Annotated in this window: 13 protein-coding genes; 7 read left to right on the forward strand and 6 right to left on the reverse strand. The window is 61.9% G+C overall.

Annotated elements, in window-relative coordinates:
* Positions 1 to 90 precede the first annotated feature (90 nt).
* From ACVOLO_RS14760 to ACVOLO_RS14790, 7 genes are all read left to right on the forward strand, one after another.
* Positions 91 to 585 (forward strand): chemotaxis protein CheW, encoded by a 495-nt coding sequence (locus tag ACVOLO_RS14760; RefSeq protein ID WP_481571072.1) that lies wholly within the window; start codon positions 91 to 93, stop codon positions 583 to 585.
* A gap of 200 nt (positions 586 to 785) precedes the next feature.
* Positions 786 to 1,091 carry a hypothetical protein gene (locus ACVOLO_RS14765; RefSeq protein ID WP_481571089.1) on the forward strand — a complete coding sequence of 102 codons (306 nt, stop codon included), beginning with the start codon at positions 786 to 788 and terminating at the stop codon, positions 1,089 to 1,091.
* An 82-nt stretch (positions 1,092 to 1,173) separates the two neighbouring features.
* On the forward strand, positions 1,174 to 3,555 hold the full coding sequence (locus tag ACVOLO_RS14770; RefSeq protein ID WP_481571073.1) for a methyl-accepting chemotaxis protein: 2,382 nt from the start codon (positions 1,174 to 1,176) through the stop codon (positions 3,553 to 3,555).
* 122 nt (positions 3,556 to 3,677) lie between these two features.
* The gene (locus tag ACVOLO_RS14775) at positions 3,678 to 5,843 is read left to right on the forward strand and encodes a methyl-accepting chemotaxis protein (protein WP_481571074.1); all 2,166 of its coding nucleotides are present in this window, start codon (positions 3,678 to 3,680) and stop codon (positions 5,841 to 5,843) included.
* A 17-nt stretch (positions 5,844 to 5,860) separates the two neighbouring features.
* Complete coding sequence (locus ACVOLO_RS14780; RefSeq protein WP_481571075.1) at positions 5,861 to 6,706, forward strand: CheR family methyltransferase; 846 nt, start codon at positions 5,861 to 5,863, stop codon at positions 6,704 to 6,706.
* A complete protein-coding gene (cheD, locus tag ACVOLO_RS14785; protein WP_481571076.1) occupies positions 6,703 to 7,302 on the forward strand; it encodes a chemoreceptor glutamine deamidase CheD in 600 nt (199 codons plus the stop codon). Before ACVOLO_RS14780 ends, cheD begins: the two co-directional genes overlap by 4 nt.
* The gene (locus ACVOLO_RS14790) at positions 7,299 to 8,354 is read left to right on the forward strand and encodes a protein-glutamate methylesterase/protein-glutamine glutaminase (RefSeq protein WP_481571077.1); all 1,056 of its coding nucleotides are present in this window, start codon (positions 7,299 to 7,301) and stop codon (positions 8,352 to 8,354) included. The genes cheD and ACVOLO_RS14790 overlap by 4 nt, the downstream gene beginning before the upstream one ends.
* 21 nt (positions 8,355 to 8,375) lie before the next feature.
* On the opposite strand, the gene ACVOLO_RS14795 is transcribed toward ACVOLO_RS14790, so the two are convergent.
* The 6 genes from ACVOLO_RS14795 to ACVOLO_RS14820 form a co-directional block, all read right to left on the reverse strand.
* Complete coding sequence (locus ACVOLO_RS14795; RefSeq protein WP_481571078.1) at positions 8,376 to 12,035, reverse strand: transporter substrate-binding domain-containing protein; 3,660 nt, start codon at positions 12,033 to 12,035, stop codon at positions 8,376 to 8,378.
* A gap of 32 nt (positions 12,036 to 12,067) precedes the next feature.
* A complete protein-coding gene (locus tag ACVOLO_RS14800) occupies positions 12,068 to 12,763 on the reverse strand; it encodes a response regulator transcription factor (RefSeq protein ID WP_481571079.1) in 696 nt (231 codons plus the stop codon).
* Between the two features lie 293 nt (positions 12,764 to 13,056).
* Positions 13,057 to 13,968 (reverse strand): OmpA family protein, encoded by a 912-nt coding sequence (locus ACVOLO_RS14805; protein WP_481571080.1) that lies wholly within the window; start codon positions 13,966 to 13,968, stop codon positions 13,057 to 13,059.
* A gap of 135 nt (positions 13,969 to 14,103) precedes the next feature.
* Positions 14,104 to 15,015, reverse strand: a complete 912-nt coding sequence (locus tag ACVOLO_RS14810; RefSeq protein ID WP_481571081.1) for an OmpA family protein — start codon at positions 15,013 to 15,015, stop codon at positions 14,104 to 14,106.
* 727 nt (positions 15,016 to 15,742) lie between these two features.
* Complete coding sequence (locus tag ACVOLO_RS14815) at positions 15,743 to 18,922, reverse strand: Ig-like domain-containing protein (protein ID WP_481571082.1); 3,180 nt, start codon at positions 18,920 to 18,922, stop codon at positions 15,743 to 15,745.
* Positions 18,923 to 19,524: 602 nt separating this feature from the next.
* Positions 19,525 to 23,817, reverse strand: a complete 4,293-nt coding sequence (locus ACVOLO_RS14820; protein ID WP_481571083.1) for an Ig-like domain-containing protein — start codon at positions 23,815 to 23,817, stop codon at positions 19,525 to 19,527.
* Between the last annotated feature and the right edge of the window lie 366 nt (positions 23,818 to 24,183).

Below are 24,183 nucleotides of genomic sequence, written 5' to 3' on the forward strand. Positions count from 1 at the left end.
AACCGGCCCTTGCCCCTGCCCTAAAGTCCCTGCCCTGCCCGCCGATACAGGTGCATCAGCCACCGGCCCCGGCCAGGATCAGGAACCGCCATGAATGACACGCGCACCACTTCCGCCCAAGGCACCGGCGGCGAGTACCTCAGCTTTACGCTCGGCAACGAGCATTACGGCGTGGATATCCTCAAAGTGCAGGAAATCCGCGGCTATGACGCCGTCACCCGCGTGCCCGATGCCCCGGACTACATCAAGGGCGTAATCAACCTGCGCGGCACCATCGTGCCGGTCATCGACCTGCGGCTGAAGCTGCGCCTGGACCAGGCCCGCTATGACGCCTTCACCGTGATGATCGTGCTCAATGTCGAGGACCGTGTCGTCGGCATCGTCGTGGACAGCGTTTCGGACGTGATCCCGCTGAATGCCGAACAGATCCGCCCGACCCCGGAATTCGGTGCCGCGGTCGATACCCGCTTCATCTCCGGCATCGGCACCCAGGACGACCGCATGCTGATTCTGCTGGACATCGAAACCCTGCTCGACAGCGCCGACCTGGGCCAGCCCAGTCCCGCTGATGAAGTCGCCGCCTGAAGAAAACGGTATGTGAATCACATTTTGCATATCGTGACTTAAATCACTGACAGGCTCGGCCGATAGCCAATGCATGCCCGCCTCCACGCGGGCACTACATGCCCTCTCGGAGATGACAGATGTACAAGCACGTGATTCCGCTGTTCTCGGCAGCCGTCCTGGCTGCCTTCAGTTTCAATGCCGCTGCCGATACCGCCGAGATGATCCCGCCGGAGAACGCAGCGCGCTTCGCCGGCAAGGACGGCATGGTCTGCGGCAAGGTGGAAAAGGCCCGCTACGCGGAAGGTTCCGAAGGTCAGCCGACCTTCCTGCACATGGGTGGCACGTTCCCGCGCCATACCTTCTCCGCACGCATCGCCGGCGCCAACCGCAGCAAGTTCGGTTTCCCGCTGGAAACGCTGGAAGGCAAGACCGTATGCGTGATCGGCAAGATCCAGCGCGACTCCTCCCGCGCTGAAATTGAAGTCAGCTCGCCGGCCGGCCTGAAGCTGGCAAACATCAAGTAACCCGTCCGCCGTTGCGCCGGCACCGCCGGCGCGCTGCGCTGCGCCCGCCAGACGGGTGGCCGCCACCGGAGATGTAGCAAAGATGCAGTGGATCAATTCACTCAAACTGAAGCCGAAGCTGATGCTTACCTTCGGCGTGGTGTTGTTCGTGATGCTGTTGCAGGGCGTCGTTGCCTACCGCGGCCTGCACTCGCTCAATGACGTCACCACCGACCTGAGCAGCAACCGCATGCCCAGCCTGCGCGCCACCGGCGAACTCACCGGCATGGTCAGCGAGTACCGCAACGCCTCCTACCAGAGCCTGGTGCGCGCCAGCGACGAGGTGAAGGCCAATGCAAAAAAACGCGCCACCGAACTGCGCGCGAGCATTGCCGCAACCATCGCCAGCTATCCCAAGCTGATCGACAACCCAGAACAGAAGAAGCTGTTTGACACCTTCGTCCACGACTGGGAGGCCACCGCCGCTTCCTATGATGCCGTGACGGAGATGCTGGAGCTGGATCTGCCCGATGACGCCATCGACACGTTTGTTGGCGAAACCCGCACCCTGCATGGCAAGTCATATGCCGCCCTGCAGGCGCTGGCAGCCAATGACAATGCCCGCGCCCAGGCAGCAGCCAAACAGGCGGCCGACACCTACTCGGCATCGGCCGTGCTCATTGTGCTTGCCGTGCTTGTCGGCGCAGGTGCCGGCCTGTTGCTGGTGTGGCTGTTCGCACGCTCGCTGGTCAGCTCCATGCGTGGTGCGGTAAACGTGGCCAATGAAGTGGCTGGTGGCAAGCTTGATGGCCACATCGATGTCACCCGTGCCGATGAAGTGGGCGACCTGCTGCGCGCCATGCAACGCATGCAACGCGACCTGCGCGAGCGCATCGAAACCGAACAGATTGTTGCCAACGAAAACCTGCGCATCCGTACCGCGCTGGATTATTCCTCCACCGGCGTGTACCTGACCAACTCGCAGCTGGAGATCGTCTACGCCAACCGCGCCCTGCTCGACACGCTGACCCAGTACCACGACGATCTCGCATCCGGGCTGGACCACTATGACGCCAGCAAGCCGCTGGTCGGCCAGCAGGTCACCGCACTGGAATACCACGGCGAGGTGGATGCCAAGGTGCTGGAAATGCTGGAAAGAACCGGCGTCTCCAAGCGCGAGATGCGCTTTGGCAACGCCGAGTTCGCGCAGACCATTTCGGTCATCCGTGACGATCAGGGTGTGGCCGTCGGCCATGTGGTCGAATGGCGTGATCGCACCATTGAGGCACTGGTGGAGAAGGAAGTCGCACAGGTGATCGAGGCCGCTGCCGCCGGTGACCTGAGCGGCCGTGTCGGCACCGAGGACAAGGACGGCTTCTTCCTGCAGTTGGCCGGCCAGATCAACACCCTGCTTGATGCCAACGCCAGCAGCCTGGAGCAGATCTCCGCATTGCTGTCGGCACTGTCACGCGGCGACCTCACCGTGCGCATGCACGGTGACTACCAGGGCGTGTTCGCCACCATGCGCGACGACGCCAATGCCACGGCCGACCAGCTCACCGACATTGTCGGCCGCATCAAGCATTCGTCCACGGCAATCAACTCGGCCGCTACTGAAATTGCCAGCGGCAACAACGACCTGTCGCGTCGCACCGAGCAGCAGGCGGCCAATCTCGAAGAGACTGCCGCATCAATGGAGGAGCTGACCTCCACCGTGCGCCAGAACGCCGAATCCGCCCGCCAGGCCAACCAGCTCGCCATCGGTGCGGCTTCGGTGGCATCGCAGGGTGGCGAGGTGGTGCAGCAGGTTGTGTCCACCATGACCGGCATCGAGCAGTCGTCCAAGAAGATCGCCGAGATCATCTCGGTGATCGACGGCATCGCCTTCCAGACCAATATCCTGGCGCTGAACGCGGCGGTGGAAGCCGCGCGGGCGGGCGAACAAGGCCGTGGCTTTGCCGTGGTTGCCTCCGAAGTGCGTACGCTGGCGCAGCGTTCGGCCGGTGCAGCCAAGGAAATCAAGGGCTTGATCGATGATTCCGTCAGCAAGGTTGCCGATGGCTCGGCGCTGGTGAAGAAGGCCGGCAGCACCATGGGCGAGATCGTGGCCTCGGTGCAGCGCGTGACCGACATCATGGCCGAAATCTCCGCCGCCTCGCAGGAACAGTCCGCCGGCATCGAGCAGGTCAACCAGACCGTGGTGCAGATGGACGAAACCACCCAGCAGAACGCCGCGCTGGTGGAAGAAGCCACCGCCGCAGCTCGGGCCATGGAAGAACAGGCCGGTCATCTGGCCCAGGCCGTGTCGGTGTTCCAACTGGATGACGCTGCCGCCGACATCACAGCGCCCTCCGCACCGGCAATGCCGGCACGCCCCAGCGCACCCGGCAAGGTCATCGAACCGCCCGCTCCGGCACCGCGTCGGCGCAGCCCTGGGCGGGTTGCCGTGGCCGAACTGGCCGACTCCGACTGGCAGGAGTTCTGATCCAGACAAGACCCCGGCTCCGGCCGGGGTTTTGCTTTGGCTGCTCAATGTTCCCGGGTTACGGCCGATAGATACGTAACCCTCCCGTCCAGCGCCTCCGCGGCGCCGAAGCTCGCCTCCTGATGAACATCCATCGTCTCTGGTCGAACTACATCTCCAACATCTCCGTCCGCCGCAAGCTGAATCTGCTTACGGTCCTGATAGCGCTGGGTGTGATCGCGCTATCGGTCATTGCGGCACGCATGCAATACGTGGATCTGTATGAAACCCGCAAGGATGCGCTTCGCACCCAGGTGGAGCTCAGCTACGGTGTGCTTGACCACTATGCCAAGCGCGTTGAAGCGGGCGATCTCAGCCTGCATGACGCGCAGACGCAGGCCGCGGCCGCCGTGCAGGCCATGCGCTCGGACAACGACGTCAACTACTTCAACATCTACAACAGCAATTATGTGTTGCTGATGCACCCGTTCCGCGCCGACCTTGTTGGCAAGGACATGAAGGACTTCCGCAGCGACGACGGCGTCCGCATCTACTACGACCAGGTGCAGGTAGCCAAGAACGGCGGCGGCTATGTCGGCTATACCTGGGCCAAGCCCGGCCACGACGCTCCGGTTGCCAAGCTGGCCTTTGCCGGCTTGTATGCGCCGTGGAACTGGGTCGTTTCCAGTGGCGTCTACATGGACGATGTGCAATCCCAGGCGCTGGAGTTCACCGCCATCATGGCCATCTCCGGTGGCGTGCTGGTGCTGCTGGTGGTTGGCCTGAGCTGGATCATCGGCAACCGCATCGTGTTGCCGCTGCGCAACGCCACCGCCGTGGCCGACGCCATTGCCCAGGGCCGCATGGACAACACCATCGACACGCCCAGCCGCGATGAGACCGGCCAGCTGCTGCTGAGCATGCAACGCATGCAGGAGCAGCTGCGCGCAGTGATCAGCGCGCAGAATGAAATGGCCCGCCAGCATGAGGCCGGCTTCATCAGCTACCGCATCGATGCCAGCGCACTTCCCGGCGACTACGGCACGATGGTGGCCGAGACCAATGCACTGGTAGCCAGCCACATCGACATCAAGATGCAGGTCATTGCCGTTGCACAGCGCTATGCCGTGGGCGACCTCAGTACCGACATGCCGTTGCTGCCCGGCGAGAAGCGTGTCATCACCGAGACCATGGCTTCCATCAAGCAGAACCTGGCCGCGATCAATGGCGAAATCACCCGGCTGGGAATGGCCGCGGCATCCGGTGACTTCAGCCAGCGTGGCGACGAGAGCCGCTTTGAGCATGATTTCCTGAACATGGTTCGCGCTCTGAACGCGATGATGCGCACCAGTGACGACAACCTCGGGCAGATATCGGGCCTGCTGGGTGCACTGGCGGAGGGCGACCTCACCGTGACCATGCATGGCGACTTCCAGGGCGTGTTCGCCCGCATGCGTGACGACGCCAACCGCACCATCGCGCAGCTGTCGGGGATTGTCTCGCGCATCCAGCAATCGGCCGACAGTATCAGCCTGGCGGCCAGCGAAATCGCCACCGGCAACAGCGACCTGTCGCGCCGCACCGAAATGCAGGCCGCCAACCTGGAAGAAACCGCCGCCTCGATGGAGGAACTGACTTCCACCGTGCGCCAGAACGCGGATTCGGCGCGCCAGGCCAACCAGTTGGCCATCGGCGCCGCCAGCGTGGCCTCGCGTGGTGGCACCGTCGTGGAAGATGTCGTTACCACGATGGGCCAGATCTCCCATGCCTCGCGCCGTATCGCCGACATCATTTCGGTGATCGATGGCATCGCCTTCCAGACCAACATCCTGGCGCTGAACGCCGCGGTGGAGGCCGCGCGTGCCGGTGAGCAGGGCCGCGGCTTCGCGGTGGTGGCATCGGAGGTGCGCACGCTGGCACAGCGCTCGGCCGGGGCGGCCAAGGAGATCAAGGCGTTGATCGAGGATTCGGTCGGCAAGGTCGCCGAAGGCTCGCAACTGGTGCAGCAGGCCGGCAGCACCATGGGTGAGATCGTGGCATCGGTGCAGCGCGTTACCGACATCATGGCCGAGATATCAGCCGCGTCCCAGGAGCAGTCCGCCGGCATCGAGCAGGTCAATCAGACCGTCATGCAGATGGACGAAACCACCCAGCAGAACGCTGCGCTGGTGGAAGAAGCCACCGCCGCGGCACGCTCGCTGGAAGAACAGGCCAACCAGCTGGACCAGGCAGTCGCCGTGTTCCGCCTGGAACAGCACCGCGCGTCCGAGGTTGCGAACGCCCCAGCGGCATTCGCACTGGCCAGCTGAGCGGAGCAACATCCCCTATGCCCAGCATTGGCCACGGCGAGCGCGACTTCGAGTTCAATGACCGTGATTTCAAACGTGTCTGCGAGCTCATCCATGCGCGCGCCGGTATCGCATTGGTGCCTGCAAAGCGCGACATGGTCTACGGGCGGTTGTCGCGACGCTTGCGCACGCTTGGCCTGCGCAGCTTCAAGGACTATCTCGATCAGCTGGAGCGGCATGGCGGCGAGGAATGGCAGGCATTCACCAATGCACTGACCACCAATCTCACCTCCTTCTTCCGCGAGCCGCATCACTTTGAAAAGCTGCGTGACGAGCTGTTGCTGCGCGCCCCCAAGGCACCGTTGAAAATCTGGTCGTGCGCGGCCTCCACCGGCGAAGAACCCTACTCGCTGGCAATCACCGCCTGCGAAGCCTTCGGCACGATGACACCACCCGTGCGCATCCTTGCCACCGATGTGGACACCCAGGTGCTGGCCACCGCCAGCCAGGGCGTCTATGCCATGGAGCGCATCGCCGGGCTGGACATCGCGCTCAAGCGGCGCTACTTCCAACGCGGCTCCGGCCCGAACGAAGGCAAATGCCGGGTAGCCCCGGCCTTGCGTTCGCTCATCGAGTTCCGGCCATTGAATCTGCTGGCTCCCCGCTATGACGTCGGGGGTCCATTCGACGCCCTGTTCTGCCGCAACGTAATGATCTATTTCGACAAACCAACACAACGCGGCATCCTGTCACGCCTGGTCGAACACATGGGCGACGACGGCCTGCTCTACACCGGCCATTCCGAGAACTACCTGCACGCCGCTGACCTGATCCAGCCCTGCGGCCGCACCCTGTACCGTCGCACCCGTCGGGGCGCCGCATGAAACCGGCGCATGGCTTTCCCGATGACGTGATGCGCTATCACGACAGTCGTTTCCAGACCACCGCTGCCAAGCTGCTGCCCACGCAGTATCTGGTGGTGGACGACGATACCGCCCTGACCACAACGCTGGGCTCCTGCGTGGCGGCCTGCATCCGTGACCCTCTGCTGGGCATCGGCGGCATGAATCATTTTCTGCTGCCGGAAGGCCATGTCGGCGATGGTGCTCCTGCACGCTACGGCAGCTATGCCATGGAGCTGTTGATCAACGATCTGCTCAAACGCGGCGCCAACCGCAAGCGCCTGGAAGCCAAGGTGTTTGGCGGCGCCAATGTGCTCAAGGGCTTCACCAGCAATCCCGTTGGCACCCGCAATGCCGAGTTCGTGCGGCAGTACCTGCATGCCGAGCACATCCCGGTGATGGCCGAGGATCTGTGCGGCATCCATCCGCGCAAGATATGGTTTTTCCCCATCACTGGCCGCGTGGTGGTGCAGCGCCTGCCGCATGCACACGATGCCGAGGTTGTGGCCGTGGAATCGGCTGCGCGTGCCAAGCTGTCGCGTACCCCGGTCAGCGGCGGCGTGGAGCTGTTTGAATGATGCTGCAACCGCCCTGCCGGGTGCTGGTGATCGACGACTCGGCGCTGGTACGCCAGGTACTGTCCGAACTACTGGCCGCCGACCCCGGCATCGAAGTCGTCGGCACCGCTGCCGATCCCCTGCTGGCACGCGAAAAGATCAAGCGCCTCAATCCCGACGTGCTGACACTGGACGTGGAAATGCCGCGCATGGACGGCCTGGCATTTCTTGAAAACCTGATGCGCCTGCATCCGCTGCCGGTGGTGATGGTGTCCTCCTTGACCGAGCGCGGCGCCGACACCACGTTGCAGGCCCTGGCGTTGGGTGCGGTGGACTTCGTTGCCAAACCCAAGCTGGATATTGCACGCGGGCTGGAGGCCTATGCCGAGGAAATTCGCAGCAAGGTAAAAATGGCCGCGCGCTCGCGGGTGCGCGCGTCGGCGTCATCACCACGCCGGCCACCAGCCGCCAGCAGCGCAACGGCAAACATCGGGTTCCGCACCACCGACCGGCTGATCGCCATCGGCGCCTCGGCCGGTGGTACAGAGGCCCTGCGCGTGGTGCTGGAATCCATGCCGGCCGACGCACCTGCGGTGGTGCTGACCCAGCATCTGCCGGCCAGCTTCAGCACGGCCTTTGCCGAACGGCTGGACCGGCACTCGGCCATGTCGGTGCGCGAGGCCAGCGATGGCGAAGCCATCCTGCCCGGCCACGCCTACCTGCCCGCCGGCGGCCGCCACCTGCGCGTCATCCGCGACGGTGCCCGCTGGCGTTGCCGTGTCGATGACACCGCGCCGGTCAACCTGCACAAGCCGGCGGTGGATGTGTTGTTCAACTCGGTCGCACAGAGCGCCGGGGCCAATGCGGTTGGCGCCCTCCTCACCGGCATGGGCGAGGACGGCGCGCGCGGCCTGCTCGCACTGAAGCAGGCAGGTGCTTCCACACTCGCACAGGACGAAGCCAGCAGTGTGGTCTGGGGCATGCCTGGCAGCGCGGTGCGAATGGGCGCCGTTGACGAGGTGCTGCCGCTGGAGAGAATCGCCGAACGCCTGCTGGCCCTGTCACGCGGCTGAGCCGGCCGGCAAGGCCGTGCCTCAGCTCACCAGGCCGCTGGACTCACGGAAGGCGGCAACCTCGGCAATCAACTGTCCCAGCCCGCGCTCGATCTGATCGGCCAGCGTGTTCATTACCTCGCCATCAGGATCGACCATGGCGCACAGTTGCTCCAGCTGTGAACAGTCCTCAACGATGCCCTGCGCCTGCAGAATGCGTGCGCCGCCCTTGATGCGGTGGACCAGCTGCGCAAGGGCATCGGGGTCGTCCTGCTGCCGTTGTTGCTGCAGCTCGGCCAGGTCATCGATGTAACTCTGGTGCGCTTCCTGCAGCAGCAGCGCACCCATGGTTGTATCGCCGCCGGTCAATTCGCCCAGGATCGATGCCATCGTGACTTCCGCAGTCCCGCTGGCCGGCGCACGCTCCGCTTGCGACATGCCGGCCAGGGACAGCAGCAGCTGTGAAAGCGCACTCAGATTCACCGGCTTGAACAGGCAGTCATCCATTCCCGCCTGCAGACATTTGGCCTTTTCCTCCGGCTGCGCATTGGCGGTGAAACCAATGATTGCGCACGGCGCCAGACCTGCCTGCTCCTCTTCCCGACGGATGGCACGCGCCATCTCATAGCCGTTCATCACCGGCATGTTGCAGTCGGTGATGATCACGTCCACGGCCTGCTCACGCCACACCCGTAAGCCTTCGGCACCATTCTCCGCACTGAGCACGTCCTGCTCGAACAGGCCCAGCTGGCGGGCCAGCAACAAGCGATTGGCCTGCTGGTCGTCGATCACGAGGATGCGCATCCGCGGAATGCTGGCCGCTGGCATCTCCTCCTTGGCCCCGCTTGTGCCAAGCAACCCGGGCAGCACGTTGAATGGTATCTCCAGCGCTACCCGCGTGCCCTGCCCGGCCACGCTGCTCACCGCGATGTGTCCGCCCATCAGCTCGCACAGGGACTTGCATATCGGCAGGCCAAGCCCGGTTCCGCCCCGCGAAGTGCGGCCATGGTCGGCCTGGGCAAACGGCTCGAACAATCCCGCCAGTTCGGCTTCGGCAATGCCGATGCCCGTGTCCTCCACGCTCAGGCACACCAGCAGGCGATCATCTGCCAACGGTTTGCCCCTGACGATGATCCTCACCGAGCCGTTGTCGGTGAATTTGATTGCGTTACCCACCAGGTTGGACAGCACCTGCTTCAGCCGCATGGGGTCAACCAATACATCGCAGCTGACGGTGGCATCCATTTCCAGGGAAAGCGTGATGGACTTCTGCCGTGCAAGGCCATCAAACACCCGCGCCACGGATTCGATCAATTCACGCAGATTCGCGCGCCGCGGGCACAGGCTTGCATGCCCGGATTCGATGCGCACCACGTCGAGGATGTCGCCGATAAGCTCGAGCAGACCCCGCGCCGAATCGTAGGCCACCTCAATGGCAGGCTTGTCGAAATGCCCCTGCTCCGCGCGCTTCATCGCCAGCTCCAGCATGCCAATGATCGCGCTCATGGGCGTGCGTATCTCGTGGCTCATGGTGGCCAGGAAGGTGGTTTTCGCCCGGCTCGACTGGTCAGCGGCATCCAATGCGGCGCGCAGTTCCTCCATCAGCTGGCGACGATCACTGACGTCGATCCACCCACAGATCACCCCGATCAAGCGGCCCTGCGAATCGCAGTACGGATGGATCCAGTGGTACACGCTGAGGGTGCGCCCGGGCAGATGCAGAGTCCGGTCCATCTCCAATGCCTGGCCGCTGGCCGCAACCCGCAGGTAGTCATCGTGGAACTGGCGCGCCTCGTCCTTGTCCAGCTTCACCCCTTCCAGCGCGGTCCTGCCGACCACCGCTTCACGCCTGGCGCCAAAGACCTCCAGGTAGTTGCTGTTGCAGGTAACGAGGCGGCCTTCGCAGTCCCTCACATACATCGGATGCGGTGTGCCATTGATCAGCGATTCGGTGAAATTGAGCTGCTCACTCAGCGCCTTCTCAGCCTGCTGCCGACGCTTGTACTGCGAGCGGATATACAGGTTCCACAGCAGGGACATGAGGATCAACAGCGCCCCGGCCCCGGCTACCTTGTAGATCAGGCCGCGGTAATCCACCCAGGCCGAATGCGAAACATCGGACTTGGGCCGCCAGCGGTTCTGGAAGATATCAATCTCGTCCGGCGGAATCTGCAGCAAGGCCTTTTCCAGGATGGACGCCAGCTCGGCGTCACCCTTGCGCGTGGCAAACGCCAGGTTGGTCGGCGTGTCCTGCACAACCCCTGAGACCTTCAGCGCATTCCCTTCGTGCGTGGCCGTGTAGTACTGGGCGATGGGCAGCAGGGCCATCGTTGCATCGGCCTGGCCGTTGGCCACCATCTCCAATGATGAGCGCATGCCTTCCGAATCGACGAAGCGATACGCCCACGCCGGCTGCAGCAGCTCACGCAACGCATGCCCGGCCGGCAGCGCGATGCGCTTGCCACGCAGGGTCGAGGCGCTGTCCGGCTCTCCTGGCCGGTCCCGGGTGATGATGGCAAACGAGGTCTGCACGAACGGGCGCGAGAAATGGAATTGCTCCTCGCGCGCCTGCGTCGGAATCAGCATGGTCACATCGGCACTGCCCCGCTCCAGGGCCTCTATCTGCTCGCCAATGTGGGATTCCCTGGCCTGCTTGAACTCCAGGCCGGTACGCGCGGAGATGGCCTTGAGCACATCGGCGCTGATGCCACTGAAGCGGCCATCGGAATCGAAGTAGGACAAGGGGGCCGTGTCGTTGCTGACCGCAAAACGCACGACCGGATTGCGTGCCATCCAGCGCCGTTCGGCGGGCGTGAGCTCGGCCCGTTCGCTGGACGCAATGGCGCCGCCACCGGACCAGCGCTTGAGAATCTCGCTGGAATGATGGCCTCGGGTAGCCGTCAACGCCGCGTTCAAGATGGACTTGAGCTGCGCGGCGTCGGACTTCACCGCAAAGGCAAAGCCGCCGGTCGGCATGTCCAGCACCTGGTAGATCCTGACGTAGTTGAAGTAACTCAGGTTGATCAGATAATTGCTGGAAACGGCATCACCCAGGTAGACATCCGCCTTGCCGAAGGCCAGTGCCGACAATGCGTTCACATGCGAATCGTGGGTGAGAAAGGTGGCGTCTGGAAACATCGCCTTGAGCGGCTTCAGCGGCAGGTAGTCCTTTGCCATGGCCACGCGCATGCCGTTGAGCCGTTGCGGCAGCCGCCGGGTATCGGCCTTGTTGACGTACAACGCCGCATCATCGGCCATGTAGCTCTGGGTCAGGGCGATGGAGCGCACGCCAAGCTCGTAGCTGTTGGCACTGCCCACGGCATCCACGCGCCCTTCCTCCAGCGCCTCAAATGCGGCATTACGGTCCGGAAAGCGAACCACGCGCACGTCGACATTCAACATGTTGCCGACAGCCCCGAGCACGTCGGCGGTTACGCCTTCGTAATAGGCGTCGGCGTTGATCATCTCCACCGGCGGGAAGCTGGGAGACGACGTACCGATCACCAGCGCCCGCTTGGTGCGCAACCATTGCCAATCTTCCGTGGAGAGATCGGGCTGCATCTCATCGTTGCTGGCCCGGCTCAGCAGGCGCAGTTCATTCAGGCCGGCATCGGCCGCCGGCGCCCGCGTCGGCAGGAGCGCAGCCGCCACCAGCAGCAGGCAGATGTATGCACGCAACAGGCCGGCAGATCGTTTGAACACGCACATCGGAGCACTACCTCGTCTTGAACTGCTTATTGGTCGACGAGGCTGCTCTGCAACTTGAACAGTTCGGCGTCGGTGCGGATGCCAAGCTTCCGGTAAGCAGCCTGCTTCTGTCCGCTGATGGTTTTCATGCTTCTCAGGAACTTCCGGGCTATCTGCGAGACAGACATCCCGTCCAGGCAGCAACGCAGCACCTCACGCTCCTTGGGAGAGAGCTGCGCCTCGTTGAGCAACTGCCTGGAACCGTCGGGCTGCTCTTCAACCTGCTGCTGCGGCTGGCTTGAACAACGGCCCAGCGCATGCTGCAAGGCAGGCGATATGTAGGTTTCGCCCACCGCCACCCTGCGCACGGCATCGATCAGCAATTCGGTGTCCTCCGACTTCCCGAAAAAGCCGTTGGCCCCTGTATTCAGTGCAAGGTTGACCAGCGATGGCTTCTCCGCAGCCGATGACATCAGGATCCACAGGCGGGGAAAACGCCGCCTGATCAACCCAAGAAGATGCAGGCCATCCAGTTCGGCCTCACCCAGGATGTAGTCCAGGATCAGAATGTCCGGCCGCGTCTCGGGCATCGCCGCAAACAGGTCCTTGCTGTTGGCATACACCCCGACAACCAGGAAATCCGCCTCGCGTGCAAGGCGCATCTTCATCGCCAGTTGGATCAACGAGTGATCGTCCAGTACTGCTACTCGCAAAGGCTCCATGACGGACCATTTCAAACGCATACCCTAGACATCCTGAAACGTCGCCCCGCGTAGGACTCACGCACAGGCGAGCAGTGGCAACCAGGCCACTGCAGCGCGATTGGATACACCGGCCCGCCGATGTCACAGCCATACCCGCGTCACAGCTGGCGTGATCGCGCAGGTACGGACCTGCTCCATGGCCCCGATGCTGGCAGTAACTCAAGCTGCCCTGCCACGCATTGCAAACTGCATGGCCACAGCATCCTGCTTGTTCTGTTCAATGCCCCGGCCGACGGCCGGCATTGACCTGCTGGTATCTGCTCATGGGGCGATCACGGCGCCCGGCTTGAACGCACCTCCACCCTGACCACTACCCGACGATTGGGTGCATAGCACACCCGCTGTTCCTGGTGACTGCCGTAGCAGCTGTGACGGACAAGGTCGCGGCTTCCCGAACTGGAGGCTGACACTACCGATTGCGGCACACCGCGCTCGATCAGGGCGCGGCGCACACCGTCTGCCCAGCGTTGCCCCTGTGCCTGGTTGTCGGCAGTGGCGCCCATCGGATCGGTATGGCCTTCCACTTCGACACGGACGATCTGTGCATTGCTCTTCTGCAGCTCGGCCAAAAATGCCGAAACAGCTTGGTCGCCCTCGGCCGTCAACGCGCCCCGGGCATTGAAGCCGGTGTCTGCCAGCAGTGAGAAATCGCGCACCGAAAATTGCGGATCATCAAGGAAGTCGTAGTAGCGGCACGGCTCGGCACGCGATGCACGCGACAGCAGGTGCACCTGCCGACGGGTCGCGCCGAGCTCGGATTCAGCCGTTTTCCTGCTGACCGGCATCGGCTGGTTAAGCCCCTCCTCGCGCACCTTCAGGTAGTACGTCGCACCGCCCTTGAAGGTGGCCGCGAACAACTCGCGCGTCTTTCCGGCGTAGTCCGGCGCATCATCCAGATACGCACCCAGCGTATGCCGGCCCGGTGCAAGGCAGAACACGGTATAGCCGCCTGGCGTCAGCCCGGTCACGAACTCCTGGTCCAGGTAGACATTGGCTGCGCCGTGGCCCAGTTCGTCCGCAGCACGGTAATAGACCACCTGTGCCTGGTCTTCACCTACCCGGCCGGTTTCGGCGAAATGGTTGCCCAGCACATCGCCCTGCAGGCCCTGCGCCAGACTCGCCGCCGGCAACAGCGCTGACAGCGTAGCCAGCGCGGCGACAAAAGCGCGCGTGCTTGCACTCATTGCAGAACACATCAACCCGATATTCCAAAACATGAATCACCTACCTGTATTCCATAAAGGCGCCTGCGCTTGCCTGCGCCATGCGAACGTGGGCTCCGGGCGGCGCCAGAAGGCGCCGCTACGGATTACCTTCCGTTACTTCCGCCCGCGCGCCGAGACCTCGACCACCACACGACGATTCGGCGCATAGCAGGCGATCTGTGCACTGCGGCTGCCATAGCAACCATCGGTCACCGGCTGTCGGCTGCCTGCGGAACTGGCGCTGATACGCTCCGGCACGATTCCGGCGTCGATCAACAACTGGCGCACTGTCTGCGCGCGGCGCAGACCCAGGGCGTCGTTGTACGCCATGCTGCCAATTGCATCGGTGTGACCAACCACTTCGATCTGGTCAACCTGCAGGTTCTCCGCACTCAACTTGCGCAACATCTCAGCGAACTCCTTGCGGCCCTCCGCACGGATATCTTCGTAGGCCGACTTGCCAAAGCCGAACAACACATCGCTGGACAGCGAGTAGGCATGAACTTCCGGCCGCTTGACGTAATCGCAGGCCTGTACCGATGTCGCACGCGAGACCACATGCGCCTGGCGCAGCGCACCTGCAAGTTCGCGCTCGGCGATCTCCCGTTCGACCAGCTGCGGCTCCGGGCTGCCCGCTTCACTTACACGGATGAAGCGCGTCTGACCTGGCGTCAAACGGACACCCGGCTGCACACGTTTGCCGCTGTAACGCGGCGCATCGTCCAACACTGCGCTCAAGCCATGGCGGCCCGGCGCAACACAGAACACGGTATAGCCGCCAGGCAGCAGGCCGGTATGGAATTCCTTGTCGATATAGACAAAGGCCGGGTCTGCCTTCTGGCCCGGCGTGCCGGGACGGTAATAGACCACCTGGGCCTGGGTATCGGCCACGCCCTGAACAGGCTGATACGCATCACTGAAGGCAGACTGCAGGACTGCGGACTGGGCATTTGCTGCCAACAGCGACAGTGCGACAGCGGCAAAAAAAGCGGTTGCCAGCTTTGAGAAGTTGATTTTCGGATACATGGATTTCTCTTTCGGGGCGTGTAGTTGCCCAGATACGGGTTTGTGGTGACTGGACACAGACAATTTGGCTGCCGGTGTCCAATCCGGTAGCCAGCTTTCTCATGAGATGTGACTTACCTTCACCGCGTCCTGGACCAGAACTCCGGCATTCATTCCCGGGAGCAGGTGGACCGCAGGGGAAACTCCGGCTGCGCCGCTGAAGCGCCGTGGAAGACAATCATCGGCATCACGTCGCCCAGCCCGTACATCATCCGAGTCAATCGCATCACCCGTCCGCCCTTTGACCTGCCTTCGTGCATGAGCCCTGGAGGGAGATTCCTTGGCGGCTACAGCGGTGATTACAGCCATCTCGAACATACCTGCTTGATCCGCAACGAGTTCCGGAGTCATCCCCGGTGCACTGATGACGGGAGTAGGACTAAACGCCATCAGCACATCATTGCCGCGAGTATTCCGGCAGCGCCAATTTGAGTACATAGGAAATGTCTCAAACTGCAGGCGCACCGCCAGGGACCCATCCCAGATCGCACCAGCAGTACCGCCGAATGTGCATCACAGCACCTTTTCAGCCCATACCACATGCGCAGCAGAGCGCCCAACGCCCTGCATCCAACACGCAACCCAGCAACACGCAAATGCCGCACACGCTTCGCGCATCGGCGATGAACAGTGGATTCAGCGGCCATGGATGGGCAGCCACCTCAGCGGCAGCTGCCCAACCGTTGGATCAGATCAGGTTGACCTTCACCACATCCTGGACCATTACCTCGGCATCCATGCCCGAGTGCTGATAGACCGCGTAGGCAACGCCGTCCATCAGCCTGGAGCCCAACAGGGACCAATCACCCAGGTCACGGCCATCGGCCAACAAGTCGTCCAGTTCAATCGTGTCGCCGACCCGTCCCTTGACCTGCATCTGCATGCGACTCGGCGCGCCGTCATCAAACAGATTCACACTGCCCTCATTCATGACCTGCGAGAGATTCAGCGTCAGCATCGTTCCCGCCATGCGAACGCCCTCCCCGCCGTCGCCGCCATAGCTGCGGCCGGGTGCGTTGCTGACCGTGACGCTGAGTGTCTTCTGCAGAAGAATCTCGGCACCCAGCGCGGAATGTTGGTACGAGTCGTACATCACTCCGCCAATCGCTACTGCCGGCTTCACAATCCAATCGCCAAAGTCGTTGCCATTGGCCAGCAGGTCACTCAGGTTCACCTTGTCGCCTGCATTGCCCTTGACCATCATCTGCACACGCCCTGCACCATCGTTGTAGAACGCGTTGACTGTGCCATTTTCCAGTACATCCGAAACCCCGAGCGTCAGCGTGTTGTTGCCGCTGCCAGTGATGTCGATGATCTCAACCGAGCTGACCCTGGTGCCGAGTGCGGTCAGGTCAAGCACCTGGTTGGCACCCGTGAGCCTGAGCGTATCGATGCCACCGTTGCCGGCGATGCTCGAATCGCCCAGGTCAACTGCCCTGCTCACAAGGAAGGTGTTGTTGGCGGCATCACCGCGCAGCCCACCCACGGTGGCGCTGGTCAGCGTGTACAGCCCCGGCGTCTTGACGCTGCCAATACTGGAGATCTGGATGTTGTCGATCCATACCTGGTCATCGCCCTTCTGCAGCCAGTTGTAGGACGTGGTGATTTCAAACCTGGAGAACGATTTCCCGGTCGCCGATACATCAATGTTCACCATCCCATTCAGGGCGGCGACGCTGGAGCTGTGCAGCAGGCTTCCGTCCGCAGCGTACAAGCGGACTTGAGCGTAGTGGTTGTTGTCACCCATGTAGAAACTGAGCTTGTCCCCCTTCAGCCCATTGTCCAGGTTGATCCGCATGCTGCCCGCCACCCAAAGCGAGTTCGAGTACGGCTTGGAATGCATGTGGGAGGTGTAAGCGCTTGAAAAAAGGCCTTGCGGATAGAAGCAGTTCAAGAACCATCCACCGCTTGAACAAATGCTATGGAACGTCAAGCTTCCCAGCTTGTAGGTTGTGCCGGTGGCCATCTTGTAGCCACCCATGATGCTGTCGAAGTTCTCACTGTACGACGACTGCTGCAATGACTGGCTGGACATGTTACCTGCCTTGTCCACCAGCGCGGCAGCGGTCTGGGCTCCCAATGAGAACGGCGCAGTAACGGCAACGCGTCCGGCAGCCACGTCCGCGGCGGTCAGCACCTTTTCGTAACGATTGCTGCCATAGGTCAGGCTGATGCTGCCGCCCACTTCGGCATCCTTCTTGTTGAAGGTGACAGTCGCCTGCGTACCACTGGTCGTCAACGAAAGGGGCGCGCCAGGCGCCGTGGTGTCCAGGACAACCGCCTGCACACTGGTTGGTCCGGCATTTCCGCTGGCATTGACCACGCGCGTCTGCACTGACCAATCGCTCGCGTGACTGTTGGCATCCTGCGCGCTCCATGCATCGCCCTTGACCAGCGCGGCAGTCCAGGTCCGGCCTCCATCAGTCGAGACCTGAAGCACGTCGCCAGCGGCCAACGGCGCCGACAACGTGCCCACCATCAGGCGGCCTGCGCTGCCATCGTTGGTGAGGAAATCCGTTGCGCTGGAGCCACTGTCCTTGCCGATGCCGGTAAGCGTTGCCGTCTGCATCGGCGGAAGGTTCTGAATGGTGATGGCATAAGGCGCCGAAGGCGCACTGACGTTGCCAGCCTTGTCGGCGGCCACAACCGTGAACGCGTGCATGCCATAGGGCAGTGCAACGGCCGGCGTCAGGCTCCAGTTGCCCTGCGCATCCGCCACTGTGGTGCCCAGCTTGGCCCCGTTGTCATACACCGTCACCGTGCTGCCGGCTTCGGCCTGCCCCACCAGCGTGGGCGTCTCGTCATCGGTGGCAGCACCGTTCGCCAACACACCCTGTTGGCTGCCGACATCGTCCAGGATTTCGGTGATGCTCGGTGCCGCGGGCGCGGTGAGGTCGATGATCAGGTTGAACTCTGGCGAGCGCGCACTCTCACCCTTGGCCGGCAGCGTTACTGTGGCTTCAAACGCGTGCAGGCCTTCGCTCAACGGCGTGGTCATCGTGAATGTCCAACGACCATCGGCACCGGCCGTCGTATTGCCCAGCAACACCGCACCTTCATAAATCTGCACGACGCCACCGGCCGTCGCCGTGCCGCGCAAGGTCGGCGTGGCGTCATCGGTCAGGCTGCCGGACACCAGCATGCCGGTGATGCTTCCGACATCGTCTTCGCCACTGTCAATGTTGATCAGTTCCGGGCGCGTATCGACCAGGAATTCGAAAGGAGCGGACAATTCACTCTGGTTACCGGCCCGATCCATTGCCACAACTTCCAGCACATGCGTGCCATCGGCCAGCGCCGGCTCGGGCTTGAAGCGCCATGCGCCGTCATCGCCCGCCTGCACACGGGCGACCTCGATGCCGTTGTCGTAGACAATGACCGTAGCGTTGGCTTCAGCAGTGCCATTGACCACGGGGCGATTGTCGTCGGTAACTCCCTTATTGCCGATGGGGCCGGTAATGCGGCCTTCGTCGTCGGTCGCCCCAAGAATGATTGGGGTGTCCGGGCCAATCCTGTCCACATGAATTACGTGCGGAGCGGATGCGTCACTGAAGTCTCCATCTGGATACTGGTAGATGACGGAGATTTCATGCCAGCCATCCGCCAGCGACAAACGCGGAATGAATGACCACTCTCCATCCGCACCTGCTATGGCCTGCCCCATCAGCTCCGAGTCGTTATAGAGATGCACCACTATGCCGGGAGCCGCCTTACCCGTTACCTGGGGGCGGCTGTCATCCGTATATCCACCATTCTCAACGGCGCCTTGCTTGGCCCCCCTGTGATCCAGCACCAAACCCACCGCCGGCGTGGGCTTGTGGGTGTTGAACAGGTTGGCGTTACGCCAGGCGTTATCTTGTACGGGCACGATTGAACTTACCTCTTGAGCCGTGGGTTATTGGGGGCCGGAACATCTTTCCGGAAGATGAAGAAGATGCAGCAAGCTGCGTGACGCGGCCTGTTGAGACTGCGGCGCGTACTTCGGGTGTGGAAGCAGGTAGTCAGGCGAGTTTGTCAGCGGTCGCACCGCCAGCAGCTACGGCAATGCCGGGCGGATTACCACCCTCCACCGATACGAATGAGCTCATCATTTGAAGTTGCCAGTTGTGACTGCGCGGAATTCAGGTCCGGACGCATTGAGCCAGCAGGCGCTACACCGCGCAGCCGATTCGTGACTCGCGGCGAGTATCCCGACCTGAAAACTTCAAGTACATAGGAAAGCACTCAAACCGGAAAAAATGCGCGCAACATCCGTTTCAACCGGCATCGAAACGGTTCTCCGCCGGGCTCTTTTTACCAACGCCCATCCCGAGTAGACCTGCTGTGGAACGAACTCAAGCGCGACCAGGATCGTTCGGCTGGAATGCTGGCTCATGCAGAAACATCCCAACCGGCCCGATGTTCTGAAAAGACAGTTAAAAAACAAAGCGGCAGCCGACCCATGGTCGACTGCCGCTCTGTTGTGTCACATCAGTTTTTGAATGAGACCAGATTGACCTTCACCGCATCCTGCACCAGAAGTTCCGCGTCCAGCCCGGAATGTTGGTAAATGGCATACGAGATTCCACCGATGGACTGAAAACCCGTCTGCGCCCAATCGCCAAAGTCCAAACCATTGGCGCCCAGCAGATCATCCAGGTTGACGACATCACCGGCGTTGCCCTTCACCATCATCTGCACGGTGTGGTTTCTCGTGGCATGGAACAGATCCGTCTGCCCGTTTGCCAGCACATCCTGCAACGAGAGCATCAGCGTGTTGTTGCCAGTGCCGGTCAGGTCGATGACCTCCACACCCGTCAGCTTTCCTGCCGACGCAGGCAGGTTCAGGTTCATTGCATGCCCGGCACCAAGGAGCTTGAGCGTATCAACACCATCACCGCCATGAATGCCCTTGTTGTTGGCATTGTTGAAATAGATGGCCGCTGAGTAGCCCAGGCTGATGACGTCATCCCCGATGCCGCCGTAGTAGCTGTCTGCGCTGTCGTCGATCTTGTGTGCATCGCGCCCGTCGGCTACATGCAAGGCCTGTGTTTGATTGAAGGCATCCAGGGTGACGCTGCCGGTTGCCGACACCACCTCGAAGCTGCCCACATCCACGCCCTCGGCAGCCGTATAGACGAAGCTCTTGACGTATCGGCCGGAAGCCAGGGTTCCCGTCACTGTTTCACGATGGACCTCGTTGCCCGCCGTGTCGTAAATAATGATCAGCGCACCGCCAGCGGCGTTATCCAGGCCGGACAAGCGCAGCCCAAAACGGGTCGCCGGCAAGGTCAATTCAAACAGTGCGTTGGCCGAAACCGGATCCGTCAACGTCAGGCCGGCAAGCGTGGCGGACGTGGCCGCTGTTTTTGCCATGCCGGCACCGGCAGTGCTGACCTTCATCCCGTTGCCTGCGTAGGTGTTGTCGACAACAACCGTGGCTGCCACGTTCAGTGTGTCGGCAAGCGTCTTCGTCGAGAAGGTCCCACCGACCACCTCGTAGACATCGGAGACTGCGCCCTTCACGCCATTGGAAACAATGGACGCGGTGACCTGGAAGTCATGCAGCGTGCCCTGCCCGGTTCCAGAGCTATTGGAAGCCGTCACTGCGGCCGGCACTTTCACCAGCACCAGGCCCGTCATGACATCCAGTGTGGTCAGCACCTGCGAGTACATGCCGATCCCCCAACGCACGTGCACGATGTCGCCGGCCTTGGCTCCGGTATCGGCCAGGGACAGGTTGATATCCACGCCGTTCGAGGCTTCAGCAGCCGTCAGGACGCCCTCGGCCTCCACGATCCGCACGATCTTCGGCGCACCGCAGCGGGCAGCCAGCACCATGTCCTGCTCGATGAAGCCGCCGGTGTTACCGGCCTTGTCCACGATGCGGGTCTGCACCGTCCAATCGCCGCCGTGTGCGGCCTTGTCCACGGCCGCCCATTGCAGGCCGGGCAGCACACGCACGGACTCCCAGGAGGCGCCCTTGTCGAAGGACACCTGCAGCGCCATGCCTTCACCAAGCTTCATGGCGATTTCACCCGTGACCACGCGACCGGCGCTGCCATCAGCGGTGACATGGTCACCCGCATCACCGGAATCCTTGCCGATGGAGGTGATCCGGACCGTATCGCCGTCAACCCTGTTCACCGTTTTGACATCAGCCGTCAACGTGGCGGACTGACTGCCGCCACCCGCGTCCGCGGCGATGTATCCAAACACGTTGCTCACCACATCGAGCAGCGTCAGTGCCTGGCTGGCCTTCACCTCGTAGCGGTAGTCGCCAGCCTTGTGGCCTGGCGAGTCATGCATGTACATGATCAGTCGGCCGGTATCGTTCTCCAGCAGCAGCTTGCCGCTGACACGGTCATAGCTGGCCACCACCGTGTTGGACGCCCCTTCAATCTCCAGCATGTTTGCGCTGTTGATCTTGTAGAGGACGCCCTCAAAGCTGATCTGCTTGATATGCGGATCGTTGCCCTGGTCGATCCTGGCATCGTTGCCCAGAATATTGCCGTCGGCGCTGTCAACAACCACGTTGTTGATCACCGCTTGGCTCAGATCACCCGGATTGGTGGCCTGGATCGTGCCGCCGCTTGTGGAGATTTCGTTCAATTTCTGAACATTGGCACCCCCACCGATGCCTATCGTGGTAGTAACGATCGGGTTCTGCGTGGCTGCATTCCCGTCCGGATCCGCCATCAGCGCATGCCACCGCTGCAAGGTCTCCGTCGAAGTCGTCGCGCCGCCATCAGACAGGAAAAAGACCTGCTTGTTGGCATTGGGGTCATAATCGGCCGCGATGCTTTCTGCCGATATTTTTTGCATCGCGAGATTGAGTGCAGCTTCAAAGCTGGTTCCACCGCTGGCGGACAGCCCGTTCACCGCACTCAGGAGCTTGGCGTAGTCAGCATCATCGGTGCTGCTGAATTTGTAGATGCCCCGGTCCTGCGCCGAAGAGGAAAAGCTGATCAATCGGAAGGTGACGGGAGTGCCCATGGCAGCGTAGGTGGCAATCAGCTTGGTCAGCGCTGCCCGCATCTCCGCCTGTTTTCCAGTCATGCTGCCCGAAACGTCGGCGATGAAGGTCACGCTCATTGGCTTTAGCCCGCTGCCCAGCAGGCCGGTCGCGTCATCCCCGCTGGGATAGACATTCAGGTCAAAGGTATCGGAGAGCTGGCTGATGTTCCCAGCAGGATCCATCGCCTCGGCAGTGAACGCATGGTCACCGTCCTTCAGCGCCACGCCGGGCTCGAAGCTCCACTTGCCATCGGCGCCCGCTTGTACGCGGCCAATTTCCACTGCGCCATCCTTGATGATAACGGTACTGTTGGGCTCGGCCGTACCGGACAACAATGGCTGTCCATCATCTGTATGCGCGCCTGAAGTCAGGTTTCCGGTTTCAGCACCCACGTCATCGTAAGCACTGTCGATGGTCGGTCTATTTGGTGCAGTAGTATCGACCACCACCCCGTAGACATCCGATGCAGCACTGACATTGCCTGCGGCGTCGGTGCTGGTCACGAAGAAATCATGCGCACCCTCGGCCAGCGGCACCGCCGGTGTGAAGCTCCACAGGCCGTCACTTCCCGCCAGTGTGCTGCCCAACAGCGTGCCGTTGTCATGAATGTATACGCTGCTACCGGCTTCGGCATGGCCGGTCAGCATCGGCTGGGCGTCATCGGTAAGCTGTCCTTTGACCAGCACACCCTGAAGATGGCCAACGTCGTCAACGATCGTATCGATGCTCGGCTGGGCCGGGGCGGTGGTGTCCACGACCAGATTGAAGCCCGGTGAGCGCTCGCTCTCGCCCTTGGCTACCAGCGTCACCGTCGCCTGCAGCGAATGGGCGCCTTCGCTCAACGGTGTGGACGGCGTGAACGACCAGCGGCCATCCACCCCCGCCGTGGTTTCGCCCAGAAGCACCGCGCCCTCGTAGATCCGGACGATTCCGCCGGCAGTGGCCGAGCCCAGCAGCGTCGGCGTGGCGTCATCGGTGATGCTGTTGGAAACCAATACGCCAGTCACACTGCCAACGTCGTCATTGGCAATGTTGATGTCGATACGTTCCGGCCGCGTGTCCACAATGAACTCGAACAAGCCGGTCTCATCGCTCTGATTGCCGGCCTGGTCCATTGCCACGTATTTCAGGATATGCGTGCCGTCAGCCAACGGCTGCTCCGGGGTAAAACTCCAGTTGCCTTCGGCGTTGGCCTGCGCACGACCGACTTCCTTGCCCTTGTCATAGACAATGATCGTGGCGTTCGCCTCAGCAGTACCTTCTACCGTTGGGCGGTTGTCATCGGTGACGCCTTCACTGGCAATTATCCCGGTGATGCGGCCTTCATCATCTGTCATTCCAAGAATGACCGGAATGTCCGGTGCGATCTTGTCCACGAAGATCACATATGGCGCGGAGACATCGCTGAAATCGCCGCTCGGATACTGATAAATCACTGAAATTTCATGACGACCATCTGCCAACGACATCCGTGGAGCAAAGGACCATTCGCCATCTGCACCGGCTGTAACGCGGCCCATCAGCCCCGAGTCGTCGTAGAGATGCACCACCACGCCGGGAGCCGCTGTGCCGGTGATCAGTGGCCGGCTGTCGTCGGTATACCCTCCCTCCTCAACGACGCCCTGCTTGGCACCTTTGCCATCCAGCACCGCTCCAACGACGGGCAGCGGATGGACGACCGCCGGAATGGAGCCACGCAATGTGTTGCTGTCTACGGACGCGCTTGAGTTCATCTTCTTCAATCCCATCTGGTCGGTTGCGGCCATCCCGAAATCTCTGTTCCGGAACAGTAAAGAAGGGCTGCCTGCGAAACGAGGCCGCCCCATCATCACAAGGAGTATCACTACAACCAGTGGTTGAAAAAAATAGGAACTACCTCAAAAACAAGAAGCAGATAAACCGGCGCTTATTGAAGAAATATCTGATTGACGCCCATCAATATTCGCTTGTTCAAAAGCACTCGCAGGCACCTTCCGTACGCGCAGAGCACACGTTCTTTGATTGAATTGCGACTCGCTCACATCCAGGGTGATCGGCACGTTCCATCTACAGATTGACTTCATCCGGCCCACACGCTCTCCCGAGCTTGTGGATGGGTCCACCGATATCCGCACTGCACCCAGTACCTGTGA

Source organism: Stenotrophomonas sp. STEN056 (assembly GCF_056759635.1).

What these genes read in the sequence shown, in the direction of transcription:
- ACVOLO_RS14760 (WP_481571072.1), top strand. Translation starts at nt 91, where the DNA reads ATGAATGACACGCGCACCACTTCCGCCCAAGGCACCGGCGGCGAGTAC.
- ACVOLO_RS14765 (WP_481571089.1), top strand. Translation starts at nt 786, where the DNA reads ATGATCCCGCCGGAGAACGCAGCGCGCTTCGCCGGCAAGGACGGCATG.
- ACVOLO_RS14770 (WP_481571073.1), top strand. Translation starts at nt 1,174, where the DNA reads ATGCAGTGGATCAATTCACTCAAACTGAAGCCGAAGCTGATGCTTACC.
- ACVOLO_RS14775 (WP_481571074.1), top strand. Translation starts at nt 3,678, where the DNA reads ATGAACATCCATCGTCTCTGGTCGAACTACATCTCCAACATCTCCGTC.
- ACVOLO_RS14780 (WP_481571075.1), top strand. Translation starts at nt 5,861, where the DNA reads ATGCCCAGCATTGGCCACGGCGAGCGCGACTTCGAGTTCAATGACCGT.
- cheD (WP_481571076.1), top strand. Translation starts at nt 6,703, where the DNA reads ATGAAACCGGCGCATGGCTTTCCCGATGACGTGATGCGCTATCACGAC.
- ACVOLO_RS14790 (WP_481571077.1), top strand. Translation starts at nt 7,299, where the DNA reads ATGATGCTGCAACCGCCCTGCCGGGTGCTGGTGATCGACGACTCGGCG.
- ACVOLO_RS14800 (WP_481571079.1), bottom strand. Translation starts at nt 12,763, where the DNA reads ATGCGTTTGAAATGGTCCGTCATGGAGCCTTTGCGAGTAGCAGTACTG.
- ACVOLO_RS14805 (WP_481571080.1), bottom strand. Translation starts at nt 13,968, where the DNA reads ATGAGTGCAAGCACGCGCGCTTTTGTCGCCGCGCTGGCTACGCTGTCA.
- ACVOLO_RS14810 (WP_481571081.1), bottom strand. Translation starts at nt 15,015, where the DNA reads ATGTATCCGAAAATCAACTTCTCAAAGCTGGCAACCGCTTTTTTTGCC.
- ACVOLO_RS14820 (WP_481571083.1), bottom strand. Translation starts at nt 23,817, where the DNA reads ATGGCCGCAACCGACCAGATGGGATTGAAGAAGATGAACTCAAGCGCG.